Here is a 25,936-nt window from a genome sequence, read left to right as displayed (position 1 = left end):
GTGGTGTGAGCCACTTGCGCTTTAAGTTGCGATATCTAGCTCCAGCGGCTAGAATCTCCGGCCATTTCACTCTCTCGCTTGAAGCAAAAAGCGCTTCAAGGTCGAGAGTTCCAATGGCCTGCGATTCTGAGCAAGCCGCTTACGCTTTTAAATATATCTAGTTCTGGTGGCTAGCTCTTCGCATCTAAGAACCTTCCGCCCGAAAGGTAAAAGCACCTTTAGGTCGAAAGAATCTTAGCTGGTCAGAGCTGAACGAGCCACCGCCACTTTTAAATATAATTTGCGTTTTTTTGAGTAAGTACCATATACTATTTGTATTAGATACTAGGATGTAGAGGTGAATGATGTGTTAGATCGTTTGCAAGCTGTAGAAAATCGTTATGAGAAGTTAAATGAATTGCTAAGCGACCCAGCAATTATTAGTGATTCAAATAAGCTTCGTGAATATTCAAAGGAACAGTCTGATATACAGGAAACGGTAGAGGTGTATCGTGAGTATAAGGATGTTCGTGAGCAATTAAAAGATGCGAAAGCAATGTTAGAAGATAAGTTAGACGCAGAAATGCGTGAAATGGTAAAAGAAGAGGTTTCTGAGTTAGAATCACAAGAAAAAACATTATCAGAGCGTCTGAAAATTTTACTTGTACCAAAAGACCCTAACGATGATAAGAACGTTATCGTTGAGGTTCGTGGAGCTGCTGGTGGCGACGAGGCCGCTTTATTTGCTGGTGACTTATATCGTATGTATAGCCGTTACGCTGAGGTACAAGGTTGGAAAACGGAGATTATCGAGGCTAGCTATACAGAGTTAGGTGGATATAAAGAGATTATCTTTATGATTAATGGTAAAGGTGCTTTCGCGAAGCTGAAATTCGAGAATGGCGCTCATCGTGTACAACGTGTTCCTGAAACGGAATCTGGTGGACGTATCCATACATCTACAGCAACTGTAGCTGTATTACCAGAGGCAGAAGAAGTAGAAATTGATATTCATGAGAAAGATGTTCGTGTTGATACATTCGCTTCTAGTGGACCTGGTGGACAGAGCGTTAATACAACGATGTCAGCGGTACGTTTAACGCATTTACCGACTGGTGTAGTTGTATCGTGTCAGGATGAGAAATCACAAATTAAGAATAAAGAAAAAGCGATGAAAGTATTACGCGCACGTGTTTATGATAAGTTTAGACAAGAAGCACAAGCTGAGTATGATCAAAACCGTAAACAAGCTGTTGGTACGGGTGATCGTTCAGAGCGTATTCGTACGTATAACTTCCCGCAAAACCGTGTTACAGACCATCGAATCGGTTTAACGATTCAAAAGCTAGATCAAATCTTACAAGGTAAGTTAGATGATTTCATCAATGCCTTAGTGATGGAAGATCAGGCTCAAAGGATGGAGGCAGCTGAGTAATGCGTGTCTATGAAGCCCTGAAATGGGCTTCTTCTTTTTTACAGGAGAATGGGCGAGATGAAAATGCGGGAGAAATTGTCCTTTGTCATGTATTAAAGACGAATAGAACAGGATTATTGATGAACATGCGTGAAGAAATAACTGCGGAACAAGAAACAAGTTTTGCAGAGTTTATCCACAAGCATGTAGAAGGTATTCCGATTCAATATATGATTGGTCATGAAATGTTTTATGGAAGATCGTTCTTTGTGAATGAAGAAGTATTAATACCAAGACCGGAAACAGAAGAGCTTATAGTGGGAGTGTTAGAAAGAATCGAGCACCATTTTGGTGGTGAGAAACTACATGTAGCGGATATCGGTACGGGTAGCGGGGCGATTTCGATTACGCTTGCTTTAGAAAATAAAAATCTTCATGTATATACGGTAGATATTGCACAGGAGTCAATTGAAGTTGCAAAAGAAAATGCGAAAACTTTGGGCGCAGACGTAACGTTCTATCATGGTGATTTATTATCACCATTTTATGAAACGGGTCAAAAGTTAGATGTTGTTGTTTCAAATCCTCCATATATACCGGAAGAAGATTGGCGTGGTCTTTCTCCTGTGGTGAAAGAGCATGAGCCAAAGAGAGCGCTTGTTGGTGGTGAAGACGGATTAGATTTCTATCGCCGCTTTATGGAAGAGTTGCCGAATGTGTTGCAGAAGAAAGCAATTGTAGCATTTGAAATTGGAGTAGGACAAGGTGAGGACGTGAAGGGGCTGTTACAACAAGCTTTTCCACATGCTCATGTTGAGGTTGTTTTTGATATTAATGGAAAAGATCGTATGGTATTTGCGGAGATGGAGTAAGGATTACACCTTACTCTATTTTTTTATGGAAAAATTCATATAGATTTTGAATTTAATAGTTTAGAAAGATGAAAGTCTGTCCACACTGTTTGTAGAAGGGACGGTGGAGGAAATGAAAAAACAAGTTATTGCTTATCTTCTTTTATTATTAATTGGTGCACAGTTACTTGTGCAGTTTGGATATATGAAAGCTGATGCGAAAGGACCTTCAGTTATTCCGAAAGAGGCCGTTCGATTACGGATTTTAGCAAATAGTGATTCAGATAAAGATCAGGCGTTAAAGCGCAAAGTGCGTGATGAAGTAAAAGCACAAATTGATGGATGGGTAGCTGATTTAACTTCATTTGAAGAAGCGCGCAAAGTCATTCAAAGTCATATTCCAGAAATCGAAAAAACAGTGGCAAATACGTTGAAAAAAGAAGGAAGCAAAGATTCATTCCAAGTGAAATTCAGTAAAAATGTAAAGTTTCCTACAAAGGTATATGGAAATTTTATTTATCCGGCAGGGGAATATGAAGCAGTTTTAATTACAATTGGGGAAGGTGAAGGGGCAAACTGGTGGTGTGTATTATTTCCACCGATGTGTTTCTTAGATTTTTCAAGTGGTACAGCTGTAAGGAAAGAAGAACATGTTGTGAAGGCTGAATCTCCAGAAGAGGAGCAAGTAAAACAAATAGATGATGAAGAAGTAGTAAATGCAGAAGAGAAAAAAGAGGATGAGGTGAAAGAAAAGAAAGTTGTAAAGCAGGAAGTCGCAAAAAAAGTAACAGCTTCTGAAAAAAAAGTAGTAAAAAATGAAACGAAAGTAGAAGAACAACCTGCAAGTAAAGAGGAAACAAAAACTGTGGAAAAAGTGGAGAAACCTGTGGAACAAAAACAAGAAAAGCGAAATGAGTATGTAAAAGTAGAAGAGGAAGAAGAAAAGCCGGAAGTTAAGTTATTTATTGTAGAAGCTTTTACATCTTTATTCTCTAAATAGTACTATTCGTAAATCCCTTCTCATATATAAAAAAGAGGAGGGATTTATTATGAAGAAGGTATATTTTGCGACGAAAGCAGATGTGGAAAGATTGCATTCTTTTTTCGGACAAGCTAATAAAAAAGATGATAAAATAAATGAGTTGTACGCACAGTTTATGATTTTGGAAGAGGCGGAAGAAATACGGGCAGTCATTGGATATGAACAAAGTGAAGAAAACGCACTTATTCGTTCTTGTTTATTCACACCTAATGTGGATAAACAGACTTTCTTATATTTTTTTGAAATGTTTTTGCAGTATATGAAAGAAAAAAATATTCGACAATTGTACTTACTAACAAATCATCCACAATCTATAACGATCTTTCAGTTTTTTGACTTTGTTACGATAGAGAAAGAGAACGTACCAGAGGGAATTCGACAGTTAGAACACTTTTGTAAAAATATAAAAGAGCCAAATGCAATAATACTAAATTGTCAGCTATTCACAAAGTTATCCACGGATTAATTAGGTTTATCCACATTTTGTGGATAAACCTTGTTTGTCTTTTGGATAAATCTCATAGTAAACTAAAAATAGACAAGTATTTCAGGGTAGAAAAGGACGTGGGAAAAAATGCATACAAATATGTGGGTTGTGGATAATGTTGTGGAAAGAAAAAAATATTATCCACAGTTACAAGAAGCAGCAAAATTATTAAGGGAAAATGAGGCGATTGCCTTCCCGACAGAAACGGTATATGGACTAGGTGCAAACGCGATGAATGATGAAGCGATTGCCAAAATTTTTGAAGCAAAGGGAAGACCGAGTGATAATCCACTTATTGTTCACATCGGGACAAAAACGCAGTTAGATGGTATTGTGAAGGAAATCCCGCCAGTTGCAGAGAAGTTGATGGAGCATTTTTGGCCAGGTCCGTTAACAATTATTTTACCTAGAAAAGAAGGAATTTCAGAGAAGGTGACGGCAGGACTTCATACAGTTGGAGTGAGGATGCCTGATCATCCAGTAGCGCTTGCTCTTATTGAAGAGGCAAATGTACCTGTTGCAGCACCGAGTGCGAATCGTTCTGGTCGTCCAAGTCCGACGTTAGCGTCTCATGTATATGAAGATTTAAATGAGAAGATCGCAGGTATTGTAGATGGTGGTGCAACAGGAGTAGGTGTTGAATCAACTGTAATTGATTGTACAAGTGCTGTTCCAACGATTTTACGCCCGGGTGGGATTACGAAAGAACAATTGGAAGCAGTGATTGGTACGGTTTCGTTAGATCCAGCTTTAAAGGATGAGAAAGAAAAACCGAAATCACCTGGAATGAAGTATACACATTATGCACCGAAAGCGCCGCTCAGTATCGTTGAAGGATCACGTGAGTTTATCCAGCGCCTTGTGGATGAGAAGAAGGAAGAAGGATTCAAAGTAGGTGTATTAACGACAGAAGAGTATCACCATATATATAATGCGGATGTTGTATTATCATGTGGTGTTCGAAGTGATTTAGCTAGCGTTGCGACTAAATTATATGATGTACTTAGAACGTTTGATGCAAGTGAAGTGGATGTTATTTTTAGTGAATCGTTCCCGAATGAAGGAATAGGAAACGCGATTATGAATCGCTTAACAAAAGCGGCAGGACATCATATTATTACTGAATGATAAGGTACGATTAGCAAACAGAATATTTCTCCTCGGATAAGCATATTGTGAAGTAGCACGTCCGAGGAGGGACATGAATGACGTTTGAACAGCTAATACCTTTAATAATTATGGCATTCGCCTTAGGGATGGATGCATTTTCGGTGAGTCTTGGTATGGGAATGATGGCCTTAAAGATAAGACAGATCCTGTATATCGGTGTGACGATAGGGATATTTCATATTATTATGCCATTTATTGGGATGGTATTAGGTCGTTTTTTATCAGAGCAGTATGGAGATATTGCACATTTTGCAGGTGCTATTTTATTAATAGGACTAGGATTTTATATTGTGTATTCCTCTATTTTAGAGAATGAAGAGACTAGAACAGCCCCTATTGGAATTAGTTTATTCGTATTTGCATTTGGTGTTAGTATAGATAGTTTTTCAGTAGGGCTTAGTCTTGGTATTTACGGAGCACAGACAATTATTACGATATTACTCTTTGGATTTATTAGTATGTTATTAGCGTGGACTGGTTTATTCATTGGTAGGCATGCGAAAGGTATGCTCGGTACATATGGTGAGATAGTAGGTGGTATCATTTTGGTTGGATTTGGATTATATCTCCTTTTTCCTATATAATTTTAGGGGGAGGGCGTTATTTTACAAATTTCAATTTTAGGTTGGATTAAATTAATTTGCGAATGGTAAGATAGTTCCTTTCTGTGCATAGTTTTGTTTGTACTATACTGATTACGCTAAAAAATTTCACATATAGAAAGGATGAGATGGATGACGAGATTGAAGCAAGTTTTCGGTATTATTATTAGTTTTTTTGTTTTTTGGTTTAGTATGCTCGGTGTACAAATGTTTGCTGAGTTTTTAGATATTGAGTCATTGAAGTTTGTTGCGGGAAAAACGGAGGCGGCGCGTGCCTTTTATTCTCCATACCCATTTTTAATTGTTTTTCTCATTACATTGCTTTCCCTATATTTCTTAGTCATTAAGCTTGGGAAACCAAAAAAAGAGAAAGTGCCTACTTTGGAGGAGCAGAAGGAAGAGATATAAGGGGGATACTATGTCTAACATTTCTTTAGCAGAAGCTGTAAAATTGAAAAGTGTTTTATCGAAAAGAATACATGAATTAGAAGAAGAGATGAATCAAATTGGATTTGTTGAAATTGAAAAAGGTGATACACTTCCAAAACAGACGCGTACATTGGTACAGGTTGAACAGGAATTAGATGATGTTCGCGCTGATTTTCGTCTTTTAGATAAATTAATGTATGAAGCAAATATCCGAAATGAAGTGAATTTCAACGGAGAAAATATAACGATTGTTGAAGCGATAGAACTTGCAACGCAACTACGTGCAAAAGCTCGGAAGTGTAAAGAGTTTGGAGTGAGTAAGAAAGAAGAACATGTATATTCTTACGGTGAAACATCATCGCTTGTAAAAGTAGCCATGTTTGATCCTGAAGTATATCGCGTAAAAGGTTTAGAGTTAGAGAGACAAGCTAATAGATTGTCCAACTTAATTAATGCGAAAAACTACGCGATCGAATTAGACTTTGATGGTGAAAAATACTTTTAAACCTTGAAGTGGTGAGACTCCGCTTCAAGGCATAGAAGAAGGCCACTTTTGTAAAAATGAGATTTTGTGATGGACAAGGGACAACCAATCATCCAATAACCGATCACACTGTTACTTTTTACCGATGACCAATAATGGTAAAAGCGGTCGATGACCAATACTGAAAAATTATTTTTCTTCTTCTATGAAAAGGGTGTACCAAATTAATTTGGTACACCCTTTTATATTATTGTTACTTCTATTCTGAACGAGCTGTTTTCGCTTTTAGTTGTTATCCAGCTCCAGCGGCTAGAATCTCCGGTCATTTCGCTCTCTCGCATGAAGCAAAAAGCGCTTCAAGGTCGAGAGCTCCAATGCCCTGCGATTCTGAACGAGCCGCGTCCGCTTTTAGATTGGCCTCACTAATTCAAATTGTTCTCCTAGTTTTGCGTAGTTGTGTCCTGCTAGGCGGCTTACTGGTTTTAGTCCTTCTGCATGAATGCGCCCATTTTCGTATAGGTGTTCTGCGACGTGGAAACGAACGACGCGTCCAATTAGTAGATCGCAAGCTGGTGAGTCTTCTGTTCCGCCAAGGGGGATTGCGCGTTCTAGTACGCACTCCATTCGGATGTTTGCTTCTTTTACACCTGGAACGGAGATGACATCACTTTCAATTGGTGTTAATTTTGCTAGTTCAATTTCACTTTCATTTGGCGGGAGATTTGCTGCTGTTTCGTTAATTGCCGCTACATATGATTCATCAGAGATATGTACGACAAATTCCCCTTTTTCAATTGCGTTTCGAGAAGTGTCTTTTCTTTCTCCAGCTTTTCGTTGTACAGAAACTGAGATAAGTGGCGGATTAGCAGCAACAATATTGAAATAACTATATGGTGCTCCATTTAATACGCCGTCTTTTGTTACAGAAGTAACGAATGCGACAGGGCGTGGAATAATACTTCCTGTAAGTAATTTGTAATTCTCTTTTTCTGTTTGTTCATTTGGATTAATGGATAACATGCTTGAAATCCCCTTTCTAAATATGACGACTTATTGTTTGTTTACAAGATGTTAGTGGAAAACTCCTGCTGAAAATAATATTTTTATTACATAAAAAGAACTTACTTCAATAATAATGAAGTAAGTTCCATCTAAACAATCTCGAATTCAAGGTAAAAATTATAGTAAAACGTATGCGCCAGGCCCGATTAAAGCTACACCGATCGCAACAGCGATTAACATTAAGTTGTATTCATATCCGTTTTGGGTTACCCAGTAACCATTTTTCCCATGAACAGTGAAGATTGCCATTAACATTGTTCCAACGATAAATAATGAACCAATTGCAGTGAAAATACCTGATGCGAATAAGAAACCACCTAATAATTCAGTTGCACCAGCCATAAATGCCATGAATACACCAGGGCGTAAACCGATTGATTCCATCCAGCCGCCTGTTCCTTTTAAACCATAACCGCCGAACCAACCAAATAATTTTTGAGCACCATGACCCATGAATGTAATACCTATAATAAGACGAATAATAAGAAGACCGAAATCCATCATTTTTGAAAACCTCCTAAAAGTTATTAACTTACCTTACGTAAGTAATAATAAAATAGTTACTTACTTTAGTCAAGTGGATTTCGGAAAAAGTTTGAAATTAATTTTACAAATTAGCGACAAAAAATAAAATGTAGTAAAGACCTCTAGACAAGTTGAGTAAAAAAAGAGAAAATATAAGTAGAAGTTAACTTCTTATTGTTATTCAGACAATCAGAATTGACTGGAATTTTGTGAGACGCTACAATAAGAGTCTAGTAGCAATGACGTAATTTATTTCGAAAGCGTTTTTACAGTATAATATTCGAAGTATGAAGTCTTACGTTTATTCTGATCTTTAATAGAGATTGCCCTATAAACTTTTAGGTAAATTATAAGGAGGACTATCCTATGTTTAAAAAATTATTCGGTCTTGGTTCAAAAACAAATGAAGAAACAATTGTAGCTCCATTAACTGGAGCAGTGAAAAATATTGAAGAAGTACCAGATCCAGTATTCGCTGGTCGTATGATGGGTGACGGTGTCGCAATCGATCCTACTGAAGGTGTAGTTGTATCTCCAGTTGATGGTGAAATCGTACAATTATTCCACACGAAGCATGCGATTGGAATTAAAGCGAAAAACGGTACAGAAATTTTAATCCACGTTGGATTAGAAACTGTAAAAATGGAAGGTGAAGGTTTCGAAGCTCACGTTTCTGAAGGACAAGCTGTAAAAGCTGGAGATAAATTAATCTCATTCGATTTAGAATTAATTCGTGAAAAAGCGAAAAGCACAATTACTCCAATCGTTATTACAAACACAGATGCAGCTGAGTCTATTAAGACAACTGTAGGTGTAACTGCTACAAAAGGTTCAACAGAAGTAATGAAAGTTACAATGAAATAATTATTACATGAAGGGAGTCCGTTTCGTATGAAATGGATTCCTTATTTTGTTTTGTAGTCTGTTCTTTATGTATGGTAAAATACTTTGGGCACTTGGAAATAGGGTTTCACATATATGTGGATAAGGCGCATTTTTCTTAGAAAAAATATAAGAGAAATGCGCCTTTCGTATATTCACATTTCTTTTTTTCTATTGTAATGTACGCTATGATAAAAGGTAGGAAATAGAGAAAAGGGGTGGGTTTAGATGAAACGAGTATTATTTGTTTGCACTGGAAATACATGCCGTAGCCCGATGGCCGAGGCGTTACTTCGTCATCATGGGGAAGGTAAGTTTGAAGTGCAATCTGCTGGTGTTTTTGCCTATCCTGGAAGTGATGCATCGGTACATGCAAAGGAAGCTTTAGCTGAAAAGGGAATTGCAATCGATCATACCGCACAGCAGATAAACGAAACTTTGATTGATTGGGCAGATATTATAGTAACAATGACGGAAAACCATAGACAAATTGTACTTGGGCATTATCCGAGTGTTGAAAAGAAAGTAGATACGTTATATGGAGTAACTGAGGGGATAAGTAAGGATATTTCAGACCCATTTGGCGGATCGCTTTCTATTTATAAAGAAACGTTAGAAGAGATGGAAAAACTTGTACAAACTTTACTGAAAAAACATTCAGAAGGTTGATGTTTCGTGTATAATACGATATTGGAGATCACTTCGTTCCATTACAGGAGCGAGTGAGAAATGAAGATAATGGATTGAAACTTTGGAGGGGTAAAAATGAAAGTAGTAATAGCATCTGATCATGGCGGTATGAATATCCGTAAAGAACTTGTAAGTTTATTAGAAGAGTTAAATATTGAATATATTGATTTAGGTTGTGAATGTGAAGCTGGTTCTGTTGATTACCCTGATTTTGCGTTTCCAGCAGCGGAAATGGTAGCAAATGGCGAAGTAGACCGTGGTATTTTAGTTTGTGGGACAGGCATCGGTATGTCAATTGCTGCAAACAAAGTAAATGGTATTCGTTGTGCGTTAGTTCATGATACTTTCAGTGCGAGAGCAACGAGAGAGCATAACGATACAAACATGTTAGCAATGGGCGAGCGTGTAATTGGTGCTGGCCTAGCACGCGACATCGCAAAAATTTGGTTAACAACTGAATTTGAAGGCGGCCGTCACGAAAACCGCGTAGGAAAAATTAAAACATACGAAGCAAAGTAATAGATTCTAACTAGAAGCAGTAGGAAATATAATTTGGTGAACCAACCTGTGAAAGGAAGAGGCGTAATGACAGAAATCGTAAAGGTAAGAGAACAGCTACAAATTTCGCTTTCTGATTTCCAAGAACAAGCTTCATTACAAAGTGGTCAAATTTTTGTAGTGGGGTGTAGTACGAGCGAGGTGCTAGGAGAAAGAATTGGGACATCAGGAACGATGGAAGTAGCAGAGGCGATTTTTTCTGAGTTAAAACAATTTCAAGAACAAACAGGTATTGAGTTGGCGTTTCAATGTTGTGAGCATTTAAACCGTGCTTTAGTAGTTGAGAAAGAGTTGGCGATGAAATATCAATTTGAAATTGTAACAGTTACGCCTGTTAGATCAGCAGGTGGCGCATTAGCAACATATGCTTATCACAATTTGAAAGATCCGGTAGTAATTGAGTTTATTAAAGCAGATGCGGGAATGGATATTGGTGATACATTTATCGGTATGCATTTAAAGCACGTAGCTGTTCCGGTTCGTACTAGTGTGAAGGAAATTGGAAGTGCACATGTAACGATGGCAACAACACGTGGAAAGCTAATTGGTGGAGCACGTGCTGTTTATGCGGCGAAGGAAGAGACTATCACTTGCCGTTAAAGTTATGAATAAGGTATGTTGTCTGACTTTATTATAGAAGAAAGAAAAGACCGATTTTCGGTCTTTTTTTTCTTTTATGATATAGAAAGTCATGTTAGAATGTAGTTGAAAACATGAAGGTTCGAAAGAATTACAACCTGAATTTTCGTTTTTTCTGAATAAATAAGAAAAAACTGTTGGGAATCGATGTAATTCGTTCAGAAAAGGGGGATTTTGGTGGATCATTTAAAACGTCAAGATGAAAAGGTATTTGCTGCAATTGAGGCAGAACTAGGAAGACAGCGTTCGAAGATTGAGTTAATTGCTTCGGAAAACTTCGTAAGTGAAGCAGTAATGGAGGCGCAAGGTTCTGTTTTAACGAATAAGTATGCTGAAGGATATCCTGGGAAACGTTACTATGGTGGTTGTGAACATGTAGACGTAGTAGAAGATATCGCACGTAATCGCGTAAAAGAAATTTTCGGCGCAGAGCACGTAAATGTTCAACCGCATTCTGGTGCACAAGCGAACATGGCAGTATACTTCACGATTTTAGAGCAAGGCGATACAGTACTTGGTATGAATTTATCTCATGGTGGTCACTTAACACACGGAAGCCCTGTTAACTTCAGTGGAGTACAATATAATTTCGTAGAATATGGCGTGGATGCTGAATCTCACCGTATTAATTACGATGATGTATTAGCAAAAGCGAAAGAACATAAACCAAAATTAATCGTTGCAGGTGCAAGTGCGTACCCTCGTGTTATCGATTTCAAACGATTCCGTGAGATTGCAGATGAAGTGGGCGCATATTTAATGGTTGATATGGCACATATCGCAGGTTTAGTAGCGGCTGGTTTACATCCAAATCCAGTGCCACATGCACATTTCGTTACAACAACAACACATAAAACATTACGTGGTCCACGTGGTGGTATGATTTTATGTGAAGAGCAATTTGCAAAACAAATTGATAAATCAATCTTCCCTGGTATTCAAGGTGGTCCACTGATGCACGTAATCGCTGCAAAAGCTGTTGCGTTTGGTGAGGCACTTCAAGATGATTTCAAAACATATGCACAAAATATCATTAACAATGCGAACCGCTTAGCTGAAGGTCTTCAAAAAGAAGGACTTACACTTGTTTCTGGTGGAACAGACAATCACTTAATCTTAATTGATGTTCGTAACTTAGAAATCACAGGTAAAGTAGCAGAGCATGTATTAGATGAAGTTGGTATTACAGTGAACAAAAATACAATTCCATTTGAAACAGCAAGCCCATTTGTAACAAGTGGTGTACGTATCGGTACAGCAGCTGTAACATCTCGTGGTTTCGGTTTAGAAGACATGGATGAAATTGCTTCACTTATTGCTTACACATTAAAAAATCATGAAAATGAAGCTGCATTAGAAGAAGCACGTAAGCGTGTAGAAGCGTTAACGAGCAAATTCCCAATGTACACAGATCTATAATAGATTGAAGAAGACTGCTGAAACGTAATTGTTTTGGCAGTCTTTTTTGTGGACATATATTGTTCTTTAAGTATGTATACAAATGATGAATAAATTTTGGCGATATAATGAAGGATACAGCTCCCATAATTGGTAAAGATACTAGATAGATTCATCGGAAAATCATGATTTTGCCAAATTTGCCCTTGAATATTAGTAGCGTTTTCTTTACAATCGTAAATAGTGTAAAAAAGCGTGCAAACGCATGAATATCATCTAAAGGAGAGATTCACATGGGAAAACTGTATGTATTTGATCACCCGTTAATTCAACATAAGATTACATATATTCGCGACAAGAATACAGGTACGAAAGATTTTCGTGAATTAGTGGACGAAGTAGCAAGCTTAATGGCTTTTGAAATTACTCGTGACCTTCCACTTAAAGACATTGAAATTGAGACACCTGTAAGCAAAGCGACAACAAAAGTGATCGCTGGTAAAAAACTTGGTTTAATTCCGATTTTACGTGCAGGTTTAGGAATGGTTGATGGAATTCTGAAATTAATTCCAGCAGCAAAAGTAGGACACGTTGGTTTATACCGCGACCCTAAAACATTGCAACCGGTAGAATACTATGTGAAACTTCCAACGGATGTAGAAGAGCGTGACTTTATCGTACTAGATCCGATGCTAGCAACAGGTGGTTCTGCAGCTGAAGCAATTAACTCTCTGAAAAAGCGCGGTGCAAAACAAATTAAATTAATGTGTATCGTTGCAGCTCCAGAAGGAGTAAAAGTAGTACAAGAAGAACATCCTGATGTTGATATTTATGTAGCAGCATTAGATGAGAAATTAAATGACCACGGATATGTAGTACCAGGTCTTGGTGATGCTGGTGACCGTTTATTCGGAACGAAGTAAGACAACTGACGAGAGGGGATTCCCCTCTCGTTTTTTTGTACCTTGATGAGGTAGGGGAGGGGGATAAATATACATAGTATATACAACATAAGTTGCATACACCTCACATATAATATAGAAGTCTTACGTCTAAAGAGCACTATATTATGGAAGGAAAGCGTTATATCGTAAAAATATAATGGTGACAAACTTGTGAACATTTCCTTCTATTATAAAAGGAAAACTGTTAGAAATTGCATATCTCTAACCAGTATTTAGAAGGGGAACGTTTTCATTTTTGGGAGGAAATGACTAATACTCAAATTTTTTGATTTTTTACGATTTCTCGTTGACACTGTTAATACCCTATTGTATGCTAACAACGGGGATAGATGGTAGGGCTTTCAGTGACAAAAATACATCTATTCCGTGACGAAAATGTAAACTTTTTATTTTGTATAGGATTTATGCAAAAAAATGAGTTATTATTAACACATCGTGAATGAGGGTTACATATTGGAGGGATGAATCCTTGCAAAAAAACGATCGCAGCCATATAAAAGCTTATGCTTTAATGTCAGGTATTCTTGCTCAGTTAGTCGGTTCTATTCTTGTTGGGATCTTTGGTGGGCAGTGGATTGATAATAAGGTTGGAACGTTTCCATTGTTTCTTATTATAGGGTTATTACTCGGATTAGGAACAGGGGTATACGCAATGATTCGACTCATTCGACATTACTATTCGGGAGAGCAATGATGATAGACGTACATGGACTTGTCCAAAGACAAAAGAAATATATGTACTACTTGCTTGCGCTTCTAGTGCTAGGATGGGGATTCACCTCTTACAAGGATGTATTTCTTGGACTGATTATCGGAACGATTTTCAGTTTTCTTAGTTTGCGCATCATTGCACGTAGAACAGACAAGCTGTTGGATCGCGTAACAAATGGAGAAAACGTAAAGTTTAAGGCGACAGCAGTAAGTACATATTCAAGATTCGCTACGATTGGATTATTGATTTTATTTGCAGCCAAATATCAAGAGTTAATTGCGATGTGGGGCTTAGGTGTAGGATTGCTGACAGGATACCTTGTCATGATCATAGATTTTCTTTATTTAGAGTATAAGAGCAGGGAAGAGAGGTGAATTACTAGTGGAACACGGTAAATTAGTTGAATTTCTAGGTTTAACGTTCGATTTGTCATCAGTTATGATGGTTACTGTAGCAGCAGTTATTGTTTTCTTAATCGCTGTTATTGGAACTCGAAGCTTAGCTCTTCGCCCAACAGGAATGCAAAATTTCTTTGAGTGGGTTCTGGACTTCGTGAGAGGAATTATTAATAGCACAATGGATTGGAAAACAGGTGGGCGCTTTTTAACGCTGGGCGTTACGCTTATTATGTTTATCTTCGTATCAAATATGCTCGGTTTACCATTCATGTACTCAGCAACTGAGGCTGGTGAACATATTGCATGGTGGAGATCACCAACGTCTGATCCAGCAGTTACATTAACATTAGCCGTGATGGTAGTTACCCTCACCCATTACTATGGAATTAAGATGAAGGGTACGAAAGAATACATTAAAGGTTATTTCCAACCTATGAAATTTTTATTCCCATTAAAGGTTATTGAGGAATTTGCTAACACATTAACGTTAGGTCTTCGTTTATTCGGTAACATTTATGCAGGTGAGATTCTATTAGGATTACTTGCTAAATTAGGAGGAGCATCATTCCTTGGTGCATTAGGTGCGCTTGTACCGATGTTAGCATGGATGGGATTCAGTGTATTCGTTGGTTCAATCCAAGCATTTATTTTCGTAATGTTAACGATGGTTTATATGGCTCATAAAGTAAGCCATGACCATTAATATAATTTTAAGTAAGAAAAAATTTATTTTTTTATAATACAAAGGAGGACAAATTAAATGAGTTTAGGTGTAATCGCAGCTGCAATTGCAATTGGTTTATCAGCATTAGGTGCAGGTATTGGTAACGGTCTTATCGTATCACGTACAATCGAAGGTGTTGCTCGTCAACCAGAATTAAAAGGCGCACTTCAAACAATTATGTTCATCGGGGTTGCATTAGTTGAGGCACTTCCAATTATCGGTGTAGTTATTGCATTCATCGTAATGAACAAATAAGGGAGACTCCCCTTACATAGATGGCGAAGAGTGTTTTTCCGAACTTTCTTCGCCATTGCTTTATGAACAAAATATATGTCTTTTTTTTCATATAGTCAATTTAGAAATCTCGAAGGGAGTGAATCCTTGTGCCAACTTTATTATTAGGAGCTGCCATTCCATTTGGAACGATTGCTTATACACTATTTGTGTTCTTAGTTTTATTAGTAATGCTACGCAAATTCGCGTGGGGTCCTTTAATGGGAATTATGAAAGAACGTGAAGAGCACGTTGCTAATGAAATCGACGCTGCAGAAAAGAATAATGCTGAAGCGAAGAAATTAGTAGAAGAACAACGTGAGATGTTAAAACAATCACGTGTTGAAGCACAAGAGTTAATCGAAAGAGCGAAAAAGCAAGCTGATGATCAAAAAGATGCGATTGTTGCTGCTGCGAAAGAAGAAGCAGAATCAATTAAAGCATCTGCTGTACAAGAAATTCAACGCGAAAAAGAGCAAGCAATTGCTGCTTTACAAGAACAAGTTGCTTCTTTATCTGTTCAAATTGCTTCTAAAGTAATTGAAAAAGAATTAAAAGAAGAAGATCAAGTGAAGTTAATTCGCGATTATATTAAAGAAGTAGGAGAAGCGCGATGAGCAATGGAATTGTAGCAAAACGTTATGCTGTCGCTCTTTTTAAAATTGCAAAAGAAAAACACGTATTAGAAATGTTTGAAGAGGAATTACGCCTTGTACAAAACGTTTATGAAAAGAACGGAGAACTACATAGCTTTTTAACGCAACCGAACATTTCAAAGGAACAAAAGAAGACGTTTCTTGCAAACGTATTCGGATCTGTTTCTGAATCTATTTTAAATACGTTATATATTTTAATTGATAACAAGCGCATTGATATCTTACCTGAAATTGCAGATGAATATGTTGTTCTTGCTAATGAAGAACGTAACGTAGCGGATGCAACTGTATATTCTACTCGCCTTCTATCGGAAGAAGAGAAGCTTAACATTGCAGAAGCATTTGCAAAGAGAACAGGAAAAGATGCAATTCGCGTAAAAAATGTTGTAGATGAAGATTTACTAGGCGGCATTAAAGTACGTATTGGAAATCGCATTTATGACGGAAGTTTACAAGGAAAATTAGCACGTATTCAGCGTGAATTAATGAAGAATAGATAGGGGTGAAGCACATGAGCATCAGAGCTGAAGAAATTAGCGCACTGATAAAGCAACAAATCGAGAACTATCAGTCTGAAATCGAAGTTAGTGATGTTGGTACAGTTATCCAAGTTGGTGACGGTATCGCGCGTGCTCATGGTCTTGATAACGTTATGGCTGGTGAACTTGTAGAGTTCTCTAACGGCGTTATGGGACTAGCACAAAATTTAGAGGAAAACAACGTAGGTATTATCATTTTAGGACCTTACACAGAAATCCGTGAAGGCGACGAAGTTCGTCGTACTGGTCGCATCATGCAAGTACCAGTAGGGAAAGAACTAATTGGTCGTGTTGTAAACCCATTAGGTCAACCAGTTGATGGTTTAGGCCCAATCAATACAACAAACACTCGTCCAATCGAAAGTCCAGCACCAGGTGTAATGGATCGTAAATCTGTTCATGAGCCACTTCAAACAGGTATTAAAGCGATTGACGCTCTTGTACCAATTGGCCGTGGTCAACGTGAGTTAATCATCGGTGACCGTCAAACAGGTAAAACAGCAGTTGCACTAGATACAATCATTAACCAAAAAGATGAAGATATGATTTGTATTTACGTAGCTATCGGACAAAAAGAATCAACTGTACGTAACGTAGTAGAAACACTACGTAAGCATGGTGCATTAGAGTACACAATCGTTGTAACTGCATCTGCTTCTCAACCAGCTCCATTATTATACCTAGCTCCTTACGCTGGTGTAACAATGGGTGAAGAGTTCATGTACAATGGTAAACACGTATTAGTAGTATATGATGACTTATCAAAACAAGCAGCAGCTTACCGTGAGCTGTCATTACTATTACGTCGTCCTCCAGGTCGTGAAGCTTACCCAGGGGATGTATTCTACTTACATTCTCGCTTATTAGAGCGTGCAGCAAAATTAAGTGATGCAAAAGGCGGCGGTTCTTTAACTGCACTACCTTTCATCGAAACACAAGCAGGGGACGTATCAGCTTACATCCCAACAAACGTAATCTCAATTACGGATGGACAAATCTTCTTACAATCTGACCTATTCTTCTCTGGCGTACGTCCAGCGATCGATGCGGGTACTTCTGTATCTCGTGTAGGTGGATCTGCTCAGATTAAAGCAATGAGTAAAGTATCAGGTACACTTCGTCTTGACCTTGCATCTTACCGTGAGTTAGAAGCGTTCGCTCAGTTCGGTTCTGACCTAGATAAAGCAACTCAAGCGAAACTAAACCGTGGTGCTCGTACTGTTGAGGTATTAAAACAAGGATTACACAAACCGTTACGTGTAGAGAAACAAGTTATCATTCTTTACGCTTTAACACGTGGATTCCTAGATGATATCCCAGTAGTAGATATCACTCGTTTCGAAGAAGAATTCCATGCTTGGTTAGATTCTAATGCGACTGACTTATTAGAAGAAATCCGCACAACTAAGAAACTTGCGGATGACGACAAATTTGCAGCAGCAATTAACGGATTTAAAAAAGTATTCGTAGCTTCTGAGTAATAAAAAGTGAAGCCGACTGTTTAGCCCCATCGGCTAAGGTTCTTTCCCACAGAAGGTGATTTTTACCTTCTCGTGGGGAAGGTTCTTAGACGAAAGGGGCTAGGAGGCGGAACTAGATTAATAAAAGCGGAAGCGGCTCGTCCTGAACGTGAGGGGGAAGAAGTGAAGCCACCGAGCATTCAAGCCGCTGGAGCTAGATAATATATAAGGCATCTCAATTTCTGAGATTGCTGACGGTTATGTAAAGGAAAAGAGTAGGTGCACCTATTCTTTTCCTTCAATCATGAGCAAGAATATCTTGCAACGTAGATTAGGAAGAGGATTCTTACTAATCGTGCCAACTTCCGGAAAAAAGGTGGTGAAAACCTGTGGCATCTTTACGCGATATAAAAGCGAAGATTAACTCGACAAAGAAAACGAGTCAAATTACGAAAGCGATGGAGATGGTATCTGCATCTAAGTTAAACCGTGCAGAGCAAAATGCTAAATCTTTCGTTCCGTATATGGAAAAGATTCAAGAAGTAGTAGCGAGCATTGCGCAAGGAAGTAAAGGAATTAATCATCCAATGCTAAATGCGCGTCCTGTAAAGCGTACAGGATACATCGTTATTACATCTGATCGCGGACTAGCAGGTGGTTATAACAGTAACGTATTACGTACAGTAAGTAACGTAATTCGTGAACGTCATAATATGGATTCAAACCAATATTCAATTATTGTGCTTGGACGACTAGGACGTGATTATTTAAAACGTCGCGGCTTTAACATCATTGATGAAGTAGTTGGATTATCTGACCACCCATCATTTACTGATATTAAAGACCTTGCTTCTCGAGCAATTGCGATGTTCGCAGATGGTGCTTATGATGAGCTGTATATTTACTACAACCATTACGTAAGTAAAATTTCACAAGAAGTAACGGAAAATAAAATTTTACCGCTTACTGATGTGGCGTCTGATAAACCGACGACAGCTTATGAATTCGAACCTTCTGAAGAAGAAATTTTAAAAGTACTATTGCCACAATACGCAGAAAGCTTAGTGTACGGTGCATTACTAGACGGTAAAGCAAGTGAGCACGCAGCGCGTATGACAGCAATGAAGAGTGCTACAGACAACGCAATGGAAGTTATCGATTCACTTACACTTTCATTCAACCGTGCGCGTCAGGCGGCGATTACGCAAGAAATTACGGAAATCGTTGGTGGAGCAGCAGCGTTAGAATAGTAATAAAAAGCGTAGGCGGTTCGTTCAGAATGAGAGGGGGATGGAGCTTTTGACGTAGAGGCGATTTGTGCCTCGCAGGAAAAAGCGAAGCCACCGAACATTCTAACCGCCGGAGCTAGATTCAATAAAAAGTGGAAGCGGCTCGTCCAGAACAGGAGGGCATTGGAGCTCCTGACAAAGAGTTGCTTTTTGCCTCGTAGGAAGGCGCGAAATGACCGACTGTTCTAGCCGCTGGAACTAGATTCAATAAAAAGTGGAAGCGGCTCTGTCAAAAGAGTCGCGTAAGCTATAAACTAATAAAAAATGAAAAGCTAACTGCTCGTAGAAAGTTGGCTAATTAAAAGAAAGCTAGGAGGGAACCCGATGAATAAAGGGCGCGTTACGCAAATCATGGGTCCGGTTGTAGACGTTAAGTTTGATGGCGGAAAGCTACCAGAAATCTACAACGCCCTTACGGTAAAACAGAGCAACGAAAACGGAACAAGCATTAACTTAACATTTGAAGTTGCACTTCATTTAGGTGATGACACAGTTCGTACAGTTGCAATGTCTTCCACAGATGGACTTGTTCGTGGCACAGAAGTAGAAGATACTGGTAAAGCAATTTCTGTACCAGTTGGTGATGCAACACTTGGTCGTGTATTTAACGTATTAGGTGATGCAATTGACTTAGATGGTGAGGTTCCTGCGGATGTACGTCGTGATCCAATTCACCGTCAAGCACCTGCATTCGAAGAATTATCTACTAAAGTAGAAATTCTTGAAACTGGTATTAAAGTAGTAGACTTACTTGCTCCTTACATTAAGGGTGGTAAGATCGGTCTATTCGGTGGTGCCGGTGTAGGTAAAACGGTATTAATTCAGGAATTAATCAACAACATCGCACAAGAACACGGTGGTATCTCTGTATTCGCTGGTGTAGGTGAGCGTACTCGTGAGGGTAATGACTTATACCACGAAATGAGCGATTCTGGCGTAATTAAGAAAACTGCGATGGTATTCGGACAAATGAACGAGCCACCTGGAGCACGTCAACGTGTTGCATTAACAGGTTTAACAATGGCTGAGCATTTCCGTGATGAGCAAGGACAAGACGTTCTTCTGTTCATCGATAACATCTTCCGTTTCACGCAAGCGGGTTCTGAAGTATCTGCCCTTCTTGGTCGTATGCCATCTGCGGTAGGTTACCAACCAACACTTGCAACAGAAATGGGTCAATTACAAGAGCGTATTACATCTACAAATAAAGGGTCTATCACGTCTATCCAAGCGGTATATGTACCAGCCGATGACTATACTGACCCAGCACCAGCTACAACGTTCGCTCACTTAGATGCAACAACAAACTTAGAGCGTCGTTTAACACAAATGGGTATTTACCCAGCCGTAGATCCATTAGCATCTACATCTCGTGCACTTTCTCCAGAAATCGTAGGAGAAGAGCATTATGAAGTGGCTCGTCAAGTACAGCAAACTTTACAACGTTACAAAGAGCTTCAAGATATCATCGCTATCTTAGGTATGGATGAGTTATCTGAAGAAGATAAGTTAGTTGTACATCGTGCTCGTCGTATTCAATTCTTCTTATCTCAAAACTTCCACGTAGCGGAGCAGTTTACAGGTCAAAAAGGTTCTTACGTACCTGTAAAAGAAACAGTTCGTGGTTTCAAAGAAATTCTAGAAGGAAAATATGATGACCTTCCAGAAGATGCATTCCGCTTAGTTGGTGGCATTGAAGAAGTTATTGAAAACGCGAAGAAAATGATGGCGTAAGGCCTTAGGAGGGACGAAGTATGAAGACATTTCCAGTCAGTATTGTAACTCCTGATGGACCGGTTTACGAAAAAGAAGTAGAAATGGTAAGTGTAAAAGCAGAGAGTGGGGAAATGGGGATTTTACCAGGTCACATTCCAACTGTTGCACCATTAAAAATTAGTGCAGTTCGTCTGAAACATGGTGGACACACTGATTATGTAGCGGTAAGTGGTGGTTTTATCGAAGTTCGTCCAGATAAAGTAACTGTATTATCATCATCTGCTGAAGAAGCAAACCATATCGATATCCATCGTGCAAATGAAGCGAAGCGTCGTGCTGAGCAACGTCTGCAAGATAAACAAGCACATGTTGACTTTAAACGTGCAGAAATGGCATTACAACGCGCTGTGAACCGTTTAAACGTTTCCGATATGAAATAAAAAAATCCGTAAAGGCAAAGCCTTTACGGATTTTTTTATGTAGTTAATGGATAATTTTACAAAAATGGTATAATTATATTGGTGCTCGTATAAGTAGAGAATGTACAACAATTTATAAAGGGGATGAATAAATGATCGGTGAAATGAAGCGAGAAGCATTGCACTCTTTAAAAGGAAAATGGGGACTAGGTGTTGGATCAACGATTTTATATCATATTATAAGTTACGTCGTTTCAATGGCTGTAATGCTTATCCTATCAATTCCAGCAGTTATAATAGTTCTTTTATTGTCTATTTCAACTGGTTCCATTGAAGAAGACGCGATGGCAATTGGAGCTGCTATTACGTTTGGGCTTTTTTACTGCCTTATGATAATTTTAAGTTATGCGGCTTATGGCATTACCTCGTACGGTTATACGAATTTGTTTCTACAAATAAGCAAACGAGAAGATGCTAGAGTAGATTATTTATTTGAAGGATTTCGTGGTTTTAAAAGAATGATGAAAACGATGTGGGCTATGCTTGCGATTTTGTTATATACAGGTACATGGGTTCCGATGCTAGGAACGATTGTATTTGGGCTATTAGGTTTTCTTGATGAGAATGCAAATCCATCATTTATAATTGTTTTCTTTATTTTATTAGCTATTTCGTTTATTGTAATGGCTATTTTGTATTTTTCATATTCGATGACATATTATGTGATGGTTGAAAAAACAGAATATAGTGTTTCGCAGGCAATGAAAGAAAGTAAGAATCTGATGAAGGGGCACAAATTAGATCTATTTCTTTTATGGCTAAGCTTTATAGGGTGGGCCATTTTAGCGATTTTTACACTCGGAATAGGATTTCTATGGCTTAGTCCGTACGTGAGTACAACGACAGCGCATTTTTATCGCTACATTTCAAAGGGAGAATTGCAGTAGGAGTATGCTATACTAATAGAATTATTGTGTATAGGAGGCGAGGCTAAACATGATTAGTGATTTAAAGGGAGAAGCACTGGATTCATTAGAAGGGAAATGGGGCTTAGCTGTCGGGGCAACATTACTGATTTCGATTCTTCTTACGACCTTTAGTTTTAGTATTGAGTGGGTATTTTCTTCAATTTTTGATTGGAAAGAAACGAAAAATTCAATTTCAGTAAATATCATTACATTTTTTGTTACTGGGCCTTTAACTTTAGGTGGATATTATCTTGCTTTAAATATCCTTCGTGAAAAGCAAGCTAGTATCGGTAATGTGTTCATTTGGTTTTCAGAGGGAAAGAGATTTTTAAAGTCATTTTTATTATATTTATTAGTAAATTTTTATCTTTTCTTATGGACGTTACTGTTCATTATCCCAGGCATTATTAAATCATTTTCTTATGCGATGACGTACTTTATTATAAATGATAACCCGGAGTATTCTATAAATCAAGCGATTACAGAAAGCCGTCGTATGATGGATGGACATAAGATGGAGTATTTCATTTTATGTTTGAGTTTTATTGGTTGGTTTATATTAAGTTGTATTACACTCGGGATTGGATTCTTATGGCTAATTCCATATTTTTATACGACGTCAGCAGCTTTTTATGAAGAGATTGCAGAGGAATATTACGAGAAAAAAATTCCGACATTATAAAGTGAGTCGGACACCCTGCGTCGATGAATAGCTTTGTAGTCCGCAAATAGCATGATAAAAACACCTAGTATGAGTTATTGGTTCATACTAGGTGTTTTTTGTAGAAATTTTATAAATTGCTGACTAGTAAGTGGTTTACTGAAATAGTAACCTTGCATATATTTACAGTTGTTCTTTTGTAGAAACTTAAGTTGTTTTTCTGTTTCAATTCCTTCAGCAACGACAGAAAGGTTTAAAGTATTTGCAAGGGAAAGGATGGTGGAAACGATGGCTCTCTCTTCAGGTCGATGATCAGCTAGTTGTGTAAATTCTCTCGGTACTTTTAATGTATCGATAGGGAAAATAGATAAATAAGCGAGAGAAGAATAGCCGGTACCGAAGTCATCAATGGACGTTTGAATACCATATTCCTTTAATTGTTTTAGTCTTGATAATGTTTCTTTTTCATCGATCATCGCAATTCGTTCTGTTAATTCAAGTGTTACATACCTTGGATCGACTTTAACATCTGTTAGTATTTGTGAAATGTTCTCGATTAAATGATCTTGCTGGAATTCTTTTGCTGATAAGTTAACACTTATGTTTAAATCTTTGTAACCGAAGGAATGCCAAATTGTTAACTGACGACAAGATTCCTGTAATACCCAATGTCCAAGTGGGATGACCCGTGGAGTTTCTTCTACAATTGGAATAAACTCACACGGTGGAATATCGCCTAATAGTGGATGTTTCCAACGTAGTAATGCTTCAGCGCCAATAATCTTTTTCGTTGTAATATCAATTTGCGGTTGATATACGAGATAGAACTCTTTATTCACTAAAGCAAGTGGCAAATCTTTTTCAATTCGAGCTTTTCGTTCCATTTTTTTGTACAGTTCTTTCGTGTATAGAGAGCTACCGTTTTTGCCCCTATTTTTTGCTTCATACATGGCCATATCGGCATGTTGTAGAATCGACAATGGATCTTCACCTGCTTCAGGATATATGGCAATCCCGATGCTTGGTGAGATTTGTAAATGTTGATTTTCAATTTCAAATGGTTCATTCATAGCTTCTACAATCGTATCAGCCATTTTTTTTACATCTGGTCTTTTATTATAGTTCTCAATAAGGATTGTGAACTCATCCCCAGCTAGACGGGCGAGCTTCATATTTGGTGTCGCCATTCTTTCGAGTCTTTTTGCTACTGCAATTAATAAAAGGTCGCCTACCCTATGACCGAGGGTATCATTAATAACTTTAAAGCGGTCTAAATCTAGAAACATAACAGCAAAAGGTTTTTTTGATATTTTGGATCGAGCAATTGCTTGTTCTACATATTGGTGGAATGCACGTCGGTTTGCAAGCTCTGTTAGAGTATCACGATATGCTAGAAAATTAATTTGTTCTTGTTGTTGCTTGCTTTCCGTAATATCTTTAATCATTAAATAAACTCCCGAAATATGATCCTTTAAAAAGATAGGAACAGCCGTAACATGCAAGTAGTAAATATCTCTATTTTTATGATATGCCCGTATTTCTAAAGAAATAGAATGCCCTTTTTTTACGCGATGAAAGGTGTTAATAATTTCTTCTAAATCTTCTTCGTATATGAGTGAGTAGTAAGGTTGATTTAATAATTCGTTTGTTTGATAGCCGAGTAAAGTTGTACCGGCATTATTCACTTTGAGAAAGTTACCATACAAATCTAATGTGAAGATTGGATCTGGATGATGCTCGTATAAAGATTTAAACATTTGTTGGTTATGATACAGTTCATTTTTTTGTTCTACTAAATCTTCTGTACGCAGTTCAATTTGTTTTTCGAGTTCTGAGTTGAATTGCATTTGGGCTAATAATAATATTTTATTTTGTTTTCGAACTAAACTATGGCGTATGAGAACGAAGGAGAAAGTTATCATAAGCCCAATTACTATAATAGGCGCAAAAACATATTCGACTAATATGAAAACAATAAGCATTACGACAGAAATATAAGGTAATGATAATCTGATCGCTTCCCCCAATTTAGGTGTTAATAGCACTTGTTCTTGTTTTTCAGGTTCTTTTGTATGGATAATACATGCGATTGCTACTAGTACTAAAGTTACTTGATAAAGAGGAGTAACTGTAAACATAGAATACTCGGGTATGAAGTATTTGATATAAGCATAAATCGCATCTGTAGTAGCATATAAAAGTAAAACACTGCCAAGAAGTGCGCCAACCTTTTTGGATAATAAAGATAAAGGCTTGAATAACAGATTAATTCCTATGAGGAAAAAGAGTAAATCGGTCATTGGATAAGTAAGTTGAACAAATATGTCGATATAGGATGTTGAAGAAATGTGAATGGTTCTTTCAATAAGTAAGTAGTAACTTAAAGTGAATTGTGCTGTAACAATAATACAAATATCACATATCATAAAAAGCTTTTCTAATAAATCTCGGTTATAAATGATTTCATATAGAAAGGCGAATGCAAAGCTAATTAAAAAAAGTAAATAAAAAAAGTCGGACGGATCAACGAATGTATAGTAGTCCTTTAAAATTAAACGTTGATAGGCAACGACGATATCCCCAATGAAATAAGAGAGAGTTCCAACGCATAATATCGCCCAAAATAAACGAGGTAACCCTTCTTTCATATTTGAAAAATAAAGTATATAACTACAAGCGATAATATCAATGAATAAAGTACTCATTCCAATTAATATTTGAAAGGGAAATGAGTATTCATATAGAAAAGGCATTGCCACGTAATGAATTACTATAGATAGCAATGTAATGCTTATAAGAATACTTACATGTGTTTGTTTTTTCATCTATCTCACCCACGGTATATACATATAAATTCCTCTTTTGTATTTTTTATAGTTTCTTAAAAAACATATATAACCTATATACTTATTTTGCGCAAGTATAGCAAGTTATAAAAACAGAT

31 protein-coding genes are annotated in these 25,936 nt (G+C 37.6%); 28 read left to right on the top strand and 3 right to left on the bottom strand.

Features of this window, described 5'->3' with window-relative positions:
• The first annotated feature begins 346 nt into the window (after positions 1 to 346).
• From prfA to RCJ96_RS20060, 8 genes are all read left to right on the top strand, one after another.
• On the top strand, positions 347 to 1,414 hold the full coding sequence (prfA, locus tag RCJ96_RS20095; protein ID WP_000887065.1) for a peptide chain release factor 1: 1,068 nt from the start codon (positions 347 to 349) through the stop codon (positions 1,412 to 1,414).
• A complete protein-coding gene (prmC, locus tag RCJ96_RS20090) occupies positions 1,414 to 2,265 on the top strand; it encodes a peptide chain release factor N(5)-glutamine methyltransferase (RefSeq protein ID WP_242304424.1) in 852 nt (283 codons plus the stop codon). Before prfA ends, prmC begins: the two co-directional genes overlap by 1 nt.
• A 112-nt stretch (positions 2,266 to 2,377) precedes the next feature.
• Entirely contained in the window at positions 2,378 to 3,244 is an 867-nt protein-coding gene (gene spoIIR, locus RCJ96_RS20085; RefSeq protein ID WP_002092582.1) for a stage II sporulation protein R, read from the top strand.
• A gap of 49 nt (positions 3,245 to 3,293) precedes the next feature.
• Positions 3,294 to 3,752, top strand: a complete 459-nt coding sequence (locus RCJ96_RS20080) for a mechanosensitive ion channel protein (protein WP_000758435.1) — start codon at positions 3,294 to 3,296, stop codon at positions 3,750 to 3,752.
• 108 nt (positions 3,753 to 3,860) lie between these two features.
• Complete coding sequence (locus RCJ96_RS20075; RefSeq protein ID WP_074608093.1) at positions 3,861 to 4,901, top strand: L-threonylcarbamoyladenylate synthase; 1,041 nt, start codon at positions 3,861 to 3,863, stop codon at positions 4,899 to 4,901.
• A 77-nt stretch (positions 4,902 to 4,978) separates the two neighbouring features.
• Positions 4,979 to 5,527, top strand: a complete 549-nt coding sequence (locus tag RCJ96_RS20070) for a manganese efflux pump MntP (RefSeq protein WP_074608094.1) — start codon at positions 4,979 to 4,981, stop codon at positions 5,525 to 5,527.
• Between the two features lie 150 nt (positions 5,528 to 5,677).
• Positions 5,678 to 5,953, top strand: a complete 276-nt coding sequence (locus RCJ96_RS20065; protein WP_000197477.1) for a DUF3935 domain-containing protein — start codon at positions 5,678 to 5,680, stop codon at positions 5,951 to 5,953.
• Positions 5,954 to 5,963: 10 nt separating this feature from the next.
• Positions 5,964 to 6,479 carry a DIP1984 family protein gene (locus RCJ96_RS20060; protein WP_262724293.1) on the top strand — a complete coding sequence of 172 codons (516 nt, stop codon included), beginning with the start codon at positions 5,964 to 5,966 and terminating at the stop codon, positions 6,477 to 6,479.
• 387 nt (positions 6,480 to 6,866) lie between these two features.
• Here the strand turns inward: RCJ96_RS20060 and RCJ96_RS20055 are convergent, their stop codons facing one another.
• Together RCJ96_RS20055 and RCJ96_RS20050 are read right to left on the bottom strand one after the other, a co-directional pair.
• Entirely contained in the window at positions 6,867 to 7,478 is a 612-nt protein-coding gene (locus RCJ96_RS20055) for a flavin reductase family protein (protein WP_000949068.1), read from the bottom strand.
• A 159-nt stretch (positions 7,479 to 7,637) separates the two neighbouring features.
• A complete protein-coding gene (locus RCJ96_RS20050; RefSeq protein ID WP_000968618.1) occupies positions 7,638 to 8,024 on the bottom strand; it encodes a DoxX family protein in 387 nt (128 codons plus the stop codon).
• 387 nt (positions 8,025 to 8,411) lie between these two features.
• Between RCJ96_RS20050 and RCJ96_RS20045 the strand changes: the two genes are divergently transcribed.
• The 20 genes from RCJ96_RS20045 to RCJ96_RS19950 all read left to right on the top strand — a co-directional run bounded on the left by RCJ96_RS20045 (position 8,412) and on the right by RCJ96_RS19950 (position 23,013).
• Positions 8,412 to 8,909, top strand: a complete 498-nt coding sequence (locus RCJ96_RS20045; RefSeq protein WP_000473666.1) for a PTS sugar transporter subunit IIA — start codon at positions 8,412 to 8,414, stop codon at positions 8,907 to 8,909.
• Positions 8,910 to 9,155: 246 nt separating this feature from the next.
• Positions 9,156 to 9,596, top strand: coding sequence for a low molecular weight protein arginine phosphatase (locus RCJ96_RS20040; protein ID WP_000832358.1), 441 nt, complete (start codon positions 9,156 to 9,158; stop codon positions 9,594 to 9,596).
• A 96-nt stretch (positions 9,597 to 9,692) separates the two neighbouring features.
• Positions 9,693 to 10,136: a ribose 5-phosphate isomerase B gene (gene rpiB / locus RCJ96_RS20035; protein ID WP_000869544.1), complete on the top strand. Its 444-nt coding sequence runs from the start codon at positions 9,693 to 9,695 to the stop codon at positions 10,134 to 10,136.
• A 66-nt stretch (positions 10,137 to 10,202) separates the two neighbouring features.
• Positions 10,203 to 10,775 (top strand): TIGR01440 family protein, encoded by a 573-nt coding sequence (locus tag RCJ96_RS20030; protein ID WP_000136362.1) that lies wholly within the window; start codon positions 10,203 to 10,205, stop codon positions 10,773 to 10,775.
• Positions 10,776 to 10,991: 216 nt separating this feature from the next.
• Positions 10,992 to 12,233 carry a serine hydroxymethyltransferase gene (gene glyA / locus RCJ96_RS20025; RefSeq protein WP_283729444.1) on the top strand — a complete coding sequence of 414 codons (1,242 nt, stop codon included), beginning with the start codon at positions 10,992 to 10,994 and terminating at the stop codon, positions 12,231 to 12,233.
• A 272-nt stretch (positions 12,234 to 12,505) separates the two neighbouring features.
• Entirely contained in the window at positions 12,506 to 13,135 is a 630-nt protein-coding gene (gene upp, locus RCJ96_RS20020; RefSeq protein ID WP_000517539.1) for a uracil phosphoribosyltransferase, read from the top strand.
• A 371-nt stretch (positions 13,136 to 13,506) separates the two neighbouring features.
• The gene (locus RCJ96_RS20015) at positions 13,507 to 13,620 is read left to right on the top strand and encodes a DUF4024 domain-containing protein (protein WP_000232961.1); all 114 of its coding nucleotides are present in this window, start codon (positions 13,507 to 13,509) and stop codon (positions 13,618 to 13,620) included.
• Between the two features lie 26 nt (positions 13,621 to 13,646).
• A complete protein-coding gene (locus RCJ96_RS20010) occupies positions 13,647 to 13,871 on the top strand; it encodes an AtpZ/AtpI family protein (protein WP_001171223.1) in 225 nt (74 codons plus the stop codon).
• A complete protein-coding gene (locus RCJ96_RS20005) occupies positions 13,871 to 14,263 on the top strand; it encodes an ATP synthase subunit I (RefSeq protein ID WP_000567600.1) in 393 nt (130 codons plus the stop codon). Before RCJ96_RS20010 ends, RCJ96_RS20005 begins: the two co-directional genes overlap by 1 nt.
• A 7-nt stretch (positions 14,264 to 14,270) precedes the next feature.
• Entirely contained in the window at positions 14,271 to 14,990 is a 720-nt protein-coding gene (atpB, locus tag RCJ96_RS20000; RefSeq protein WP_000399869.1) for a F0F1 ATP synthase subunit A, read from the top strand.
• A 57-nt stretch (positions 14,991 to 15,047) separates the two neighbouring features.
• Positions 15,048 to 15,266 carry a F0F1 ATP synthase subunit C gene (gene atpE / locus RCJ96_RS19995; RefSeq protein ID WP_000052064.1) on the top strand — a complete coding sequence of 73 codons (219 nt, stop codon included), beginning with the start codon at positions 15,048 to 15,050 and terminating at the stop codon, positions 15,264 to 15,266.
• A 128-nt stretch (positions 15,267 to 15,394) separates the two neighbouring features.
• Positions 15,395 to 15,901, top strand: coding sequence for a F0F1 ATP synthase subunit B (gene atpF, locus RCJ96_RS19990; protein ID WP_101167422.1), 507 nt, complete (start codon positions 15,395 to 15,397; stop codon positions 15,899 to 15,901).
• Positions 15,898 to 16,440, top strand: a complete 543-nt coding sequence (atpH, locus tag RCJ96_RS19985; RefSeq protein ID WP_072190926.1) for a F0F1 ATP synthase subunit delta — start codon at positions 15,898 to 15,900, stop codon at positions 16,438 to 16,440. The genes atpF and atpH overlap by 4 nt, the downstream gene beginning before the upstream one ends.
• Before the next feature lie 11 nt (positions 16,441 to 16,451).
• Positions 16,452 to 17,960: a F0F1 ATP synthase subunit alpha gene (atpA, locus tag RCJ96_RS19980; protein ID WP_000027518.1), complete on the top strand. Its 1,509-nt coding sequence runs from the start codon at positions 16,452 to 16,454 to the stop codon at positions 17,958 to 17,960.
• A gap of 72 nt (positions 17,961 to 18,032) precedes the next feature.
• Entirely contained in the window at positions 18,033 to 18,161 is a 129-nt protein-coding gene (locus RCJ96_RS19975) for a hypothetical protein (RefSeq protein WP_270795457.1), read from the top strand.
• A 167-nt stretch (positions 18,162 to 18,328) separates the two neighbouring features.
• Positions 18,329 to 19,189, top strand: a complete 861-nt coding sequence (gene atpG, locus RCJ96_RS19970) for a F0F1 ATP synthase subunit gamma (protein WP_000157696.1) — start codon at positions 18,329 to 18,331, stop codon at positions 19,187 to 19,189.
• Positions 19,190 to 19,552: 363 nt separating this feature from the next.
• Positions 19,553 to 20,962: a F0F1 ATP synthase subunit beta gene (gene atpD / locus RCJ96_RS19965; RefSeq protein WP_001032600.1), complete on the top strand. Its 1,410-nt coding sequence runs from the start codon at positions 19,553 to 19,555 to the stop codon at positions 20,960 to 20,962.
• A gap of 20 nt (positions 20,963 to 20,982) precedes the next feature.
• Positions 20,983 to 21,384 (top strand): F0F1 ATP synthase subunit epsilon, encoded by a 402-nt coding sequence (gene atpC / locus RCJ96_RS19960; RefSeq protein ID WP_074608098.1) that lies wholly within the window; start codon positions 20,983 to 20,985, stop codon positions 21,382 to 21,384.
• Between the two features lie 131 nt (positions 21,385 to 21,515).
• Entirely contained in the window at positions 21,516 to 22,310 is a 795-nt protein-coding gene (locus RCJ96_RS19955) for a DUF975 family protein (RefSeq protein ID WP_001979457.1), read from the top strand.
• 49 nt (positions 22,311 to 22,359) lie between these two features.
• A complete protein-coding gene (locus RCJ96_RS19950) occupies positions 22,360 to 23,013 on the top strand; it encodes a DUF975 family protein (protein WP_416504006.1) in 654 nt (217 codons plus the stop codon).
• Between the two features lie 74 nt (positions 23,014 to 23,087).
• Here RCJ96_RS19950 and RCJ96_RS19945 read toward each other — a convergent pair whose 3' ends face one another.
• Entirely contained in the window at positions 23,088 to 25,817 is a 2,730-nt protein-coding gene (locus tag RCJ96_RS19945; protein WP_446699836.1) for a putative bifunctional diguanylate cyclase/phosphodiesterase, read from the bottom strand.
• Positions 25,818 to 25,936: the final 119 nt, after the last annotated feature.

This window comes from Bacillus sp. BSL6 (assembly GCF_052928345.1).
This window is presented reverse-complemented; position numbering and strand designations above follow the sequence as displayed.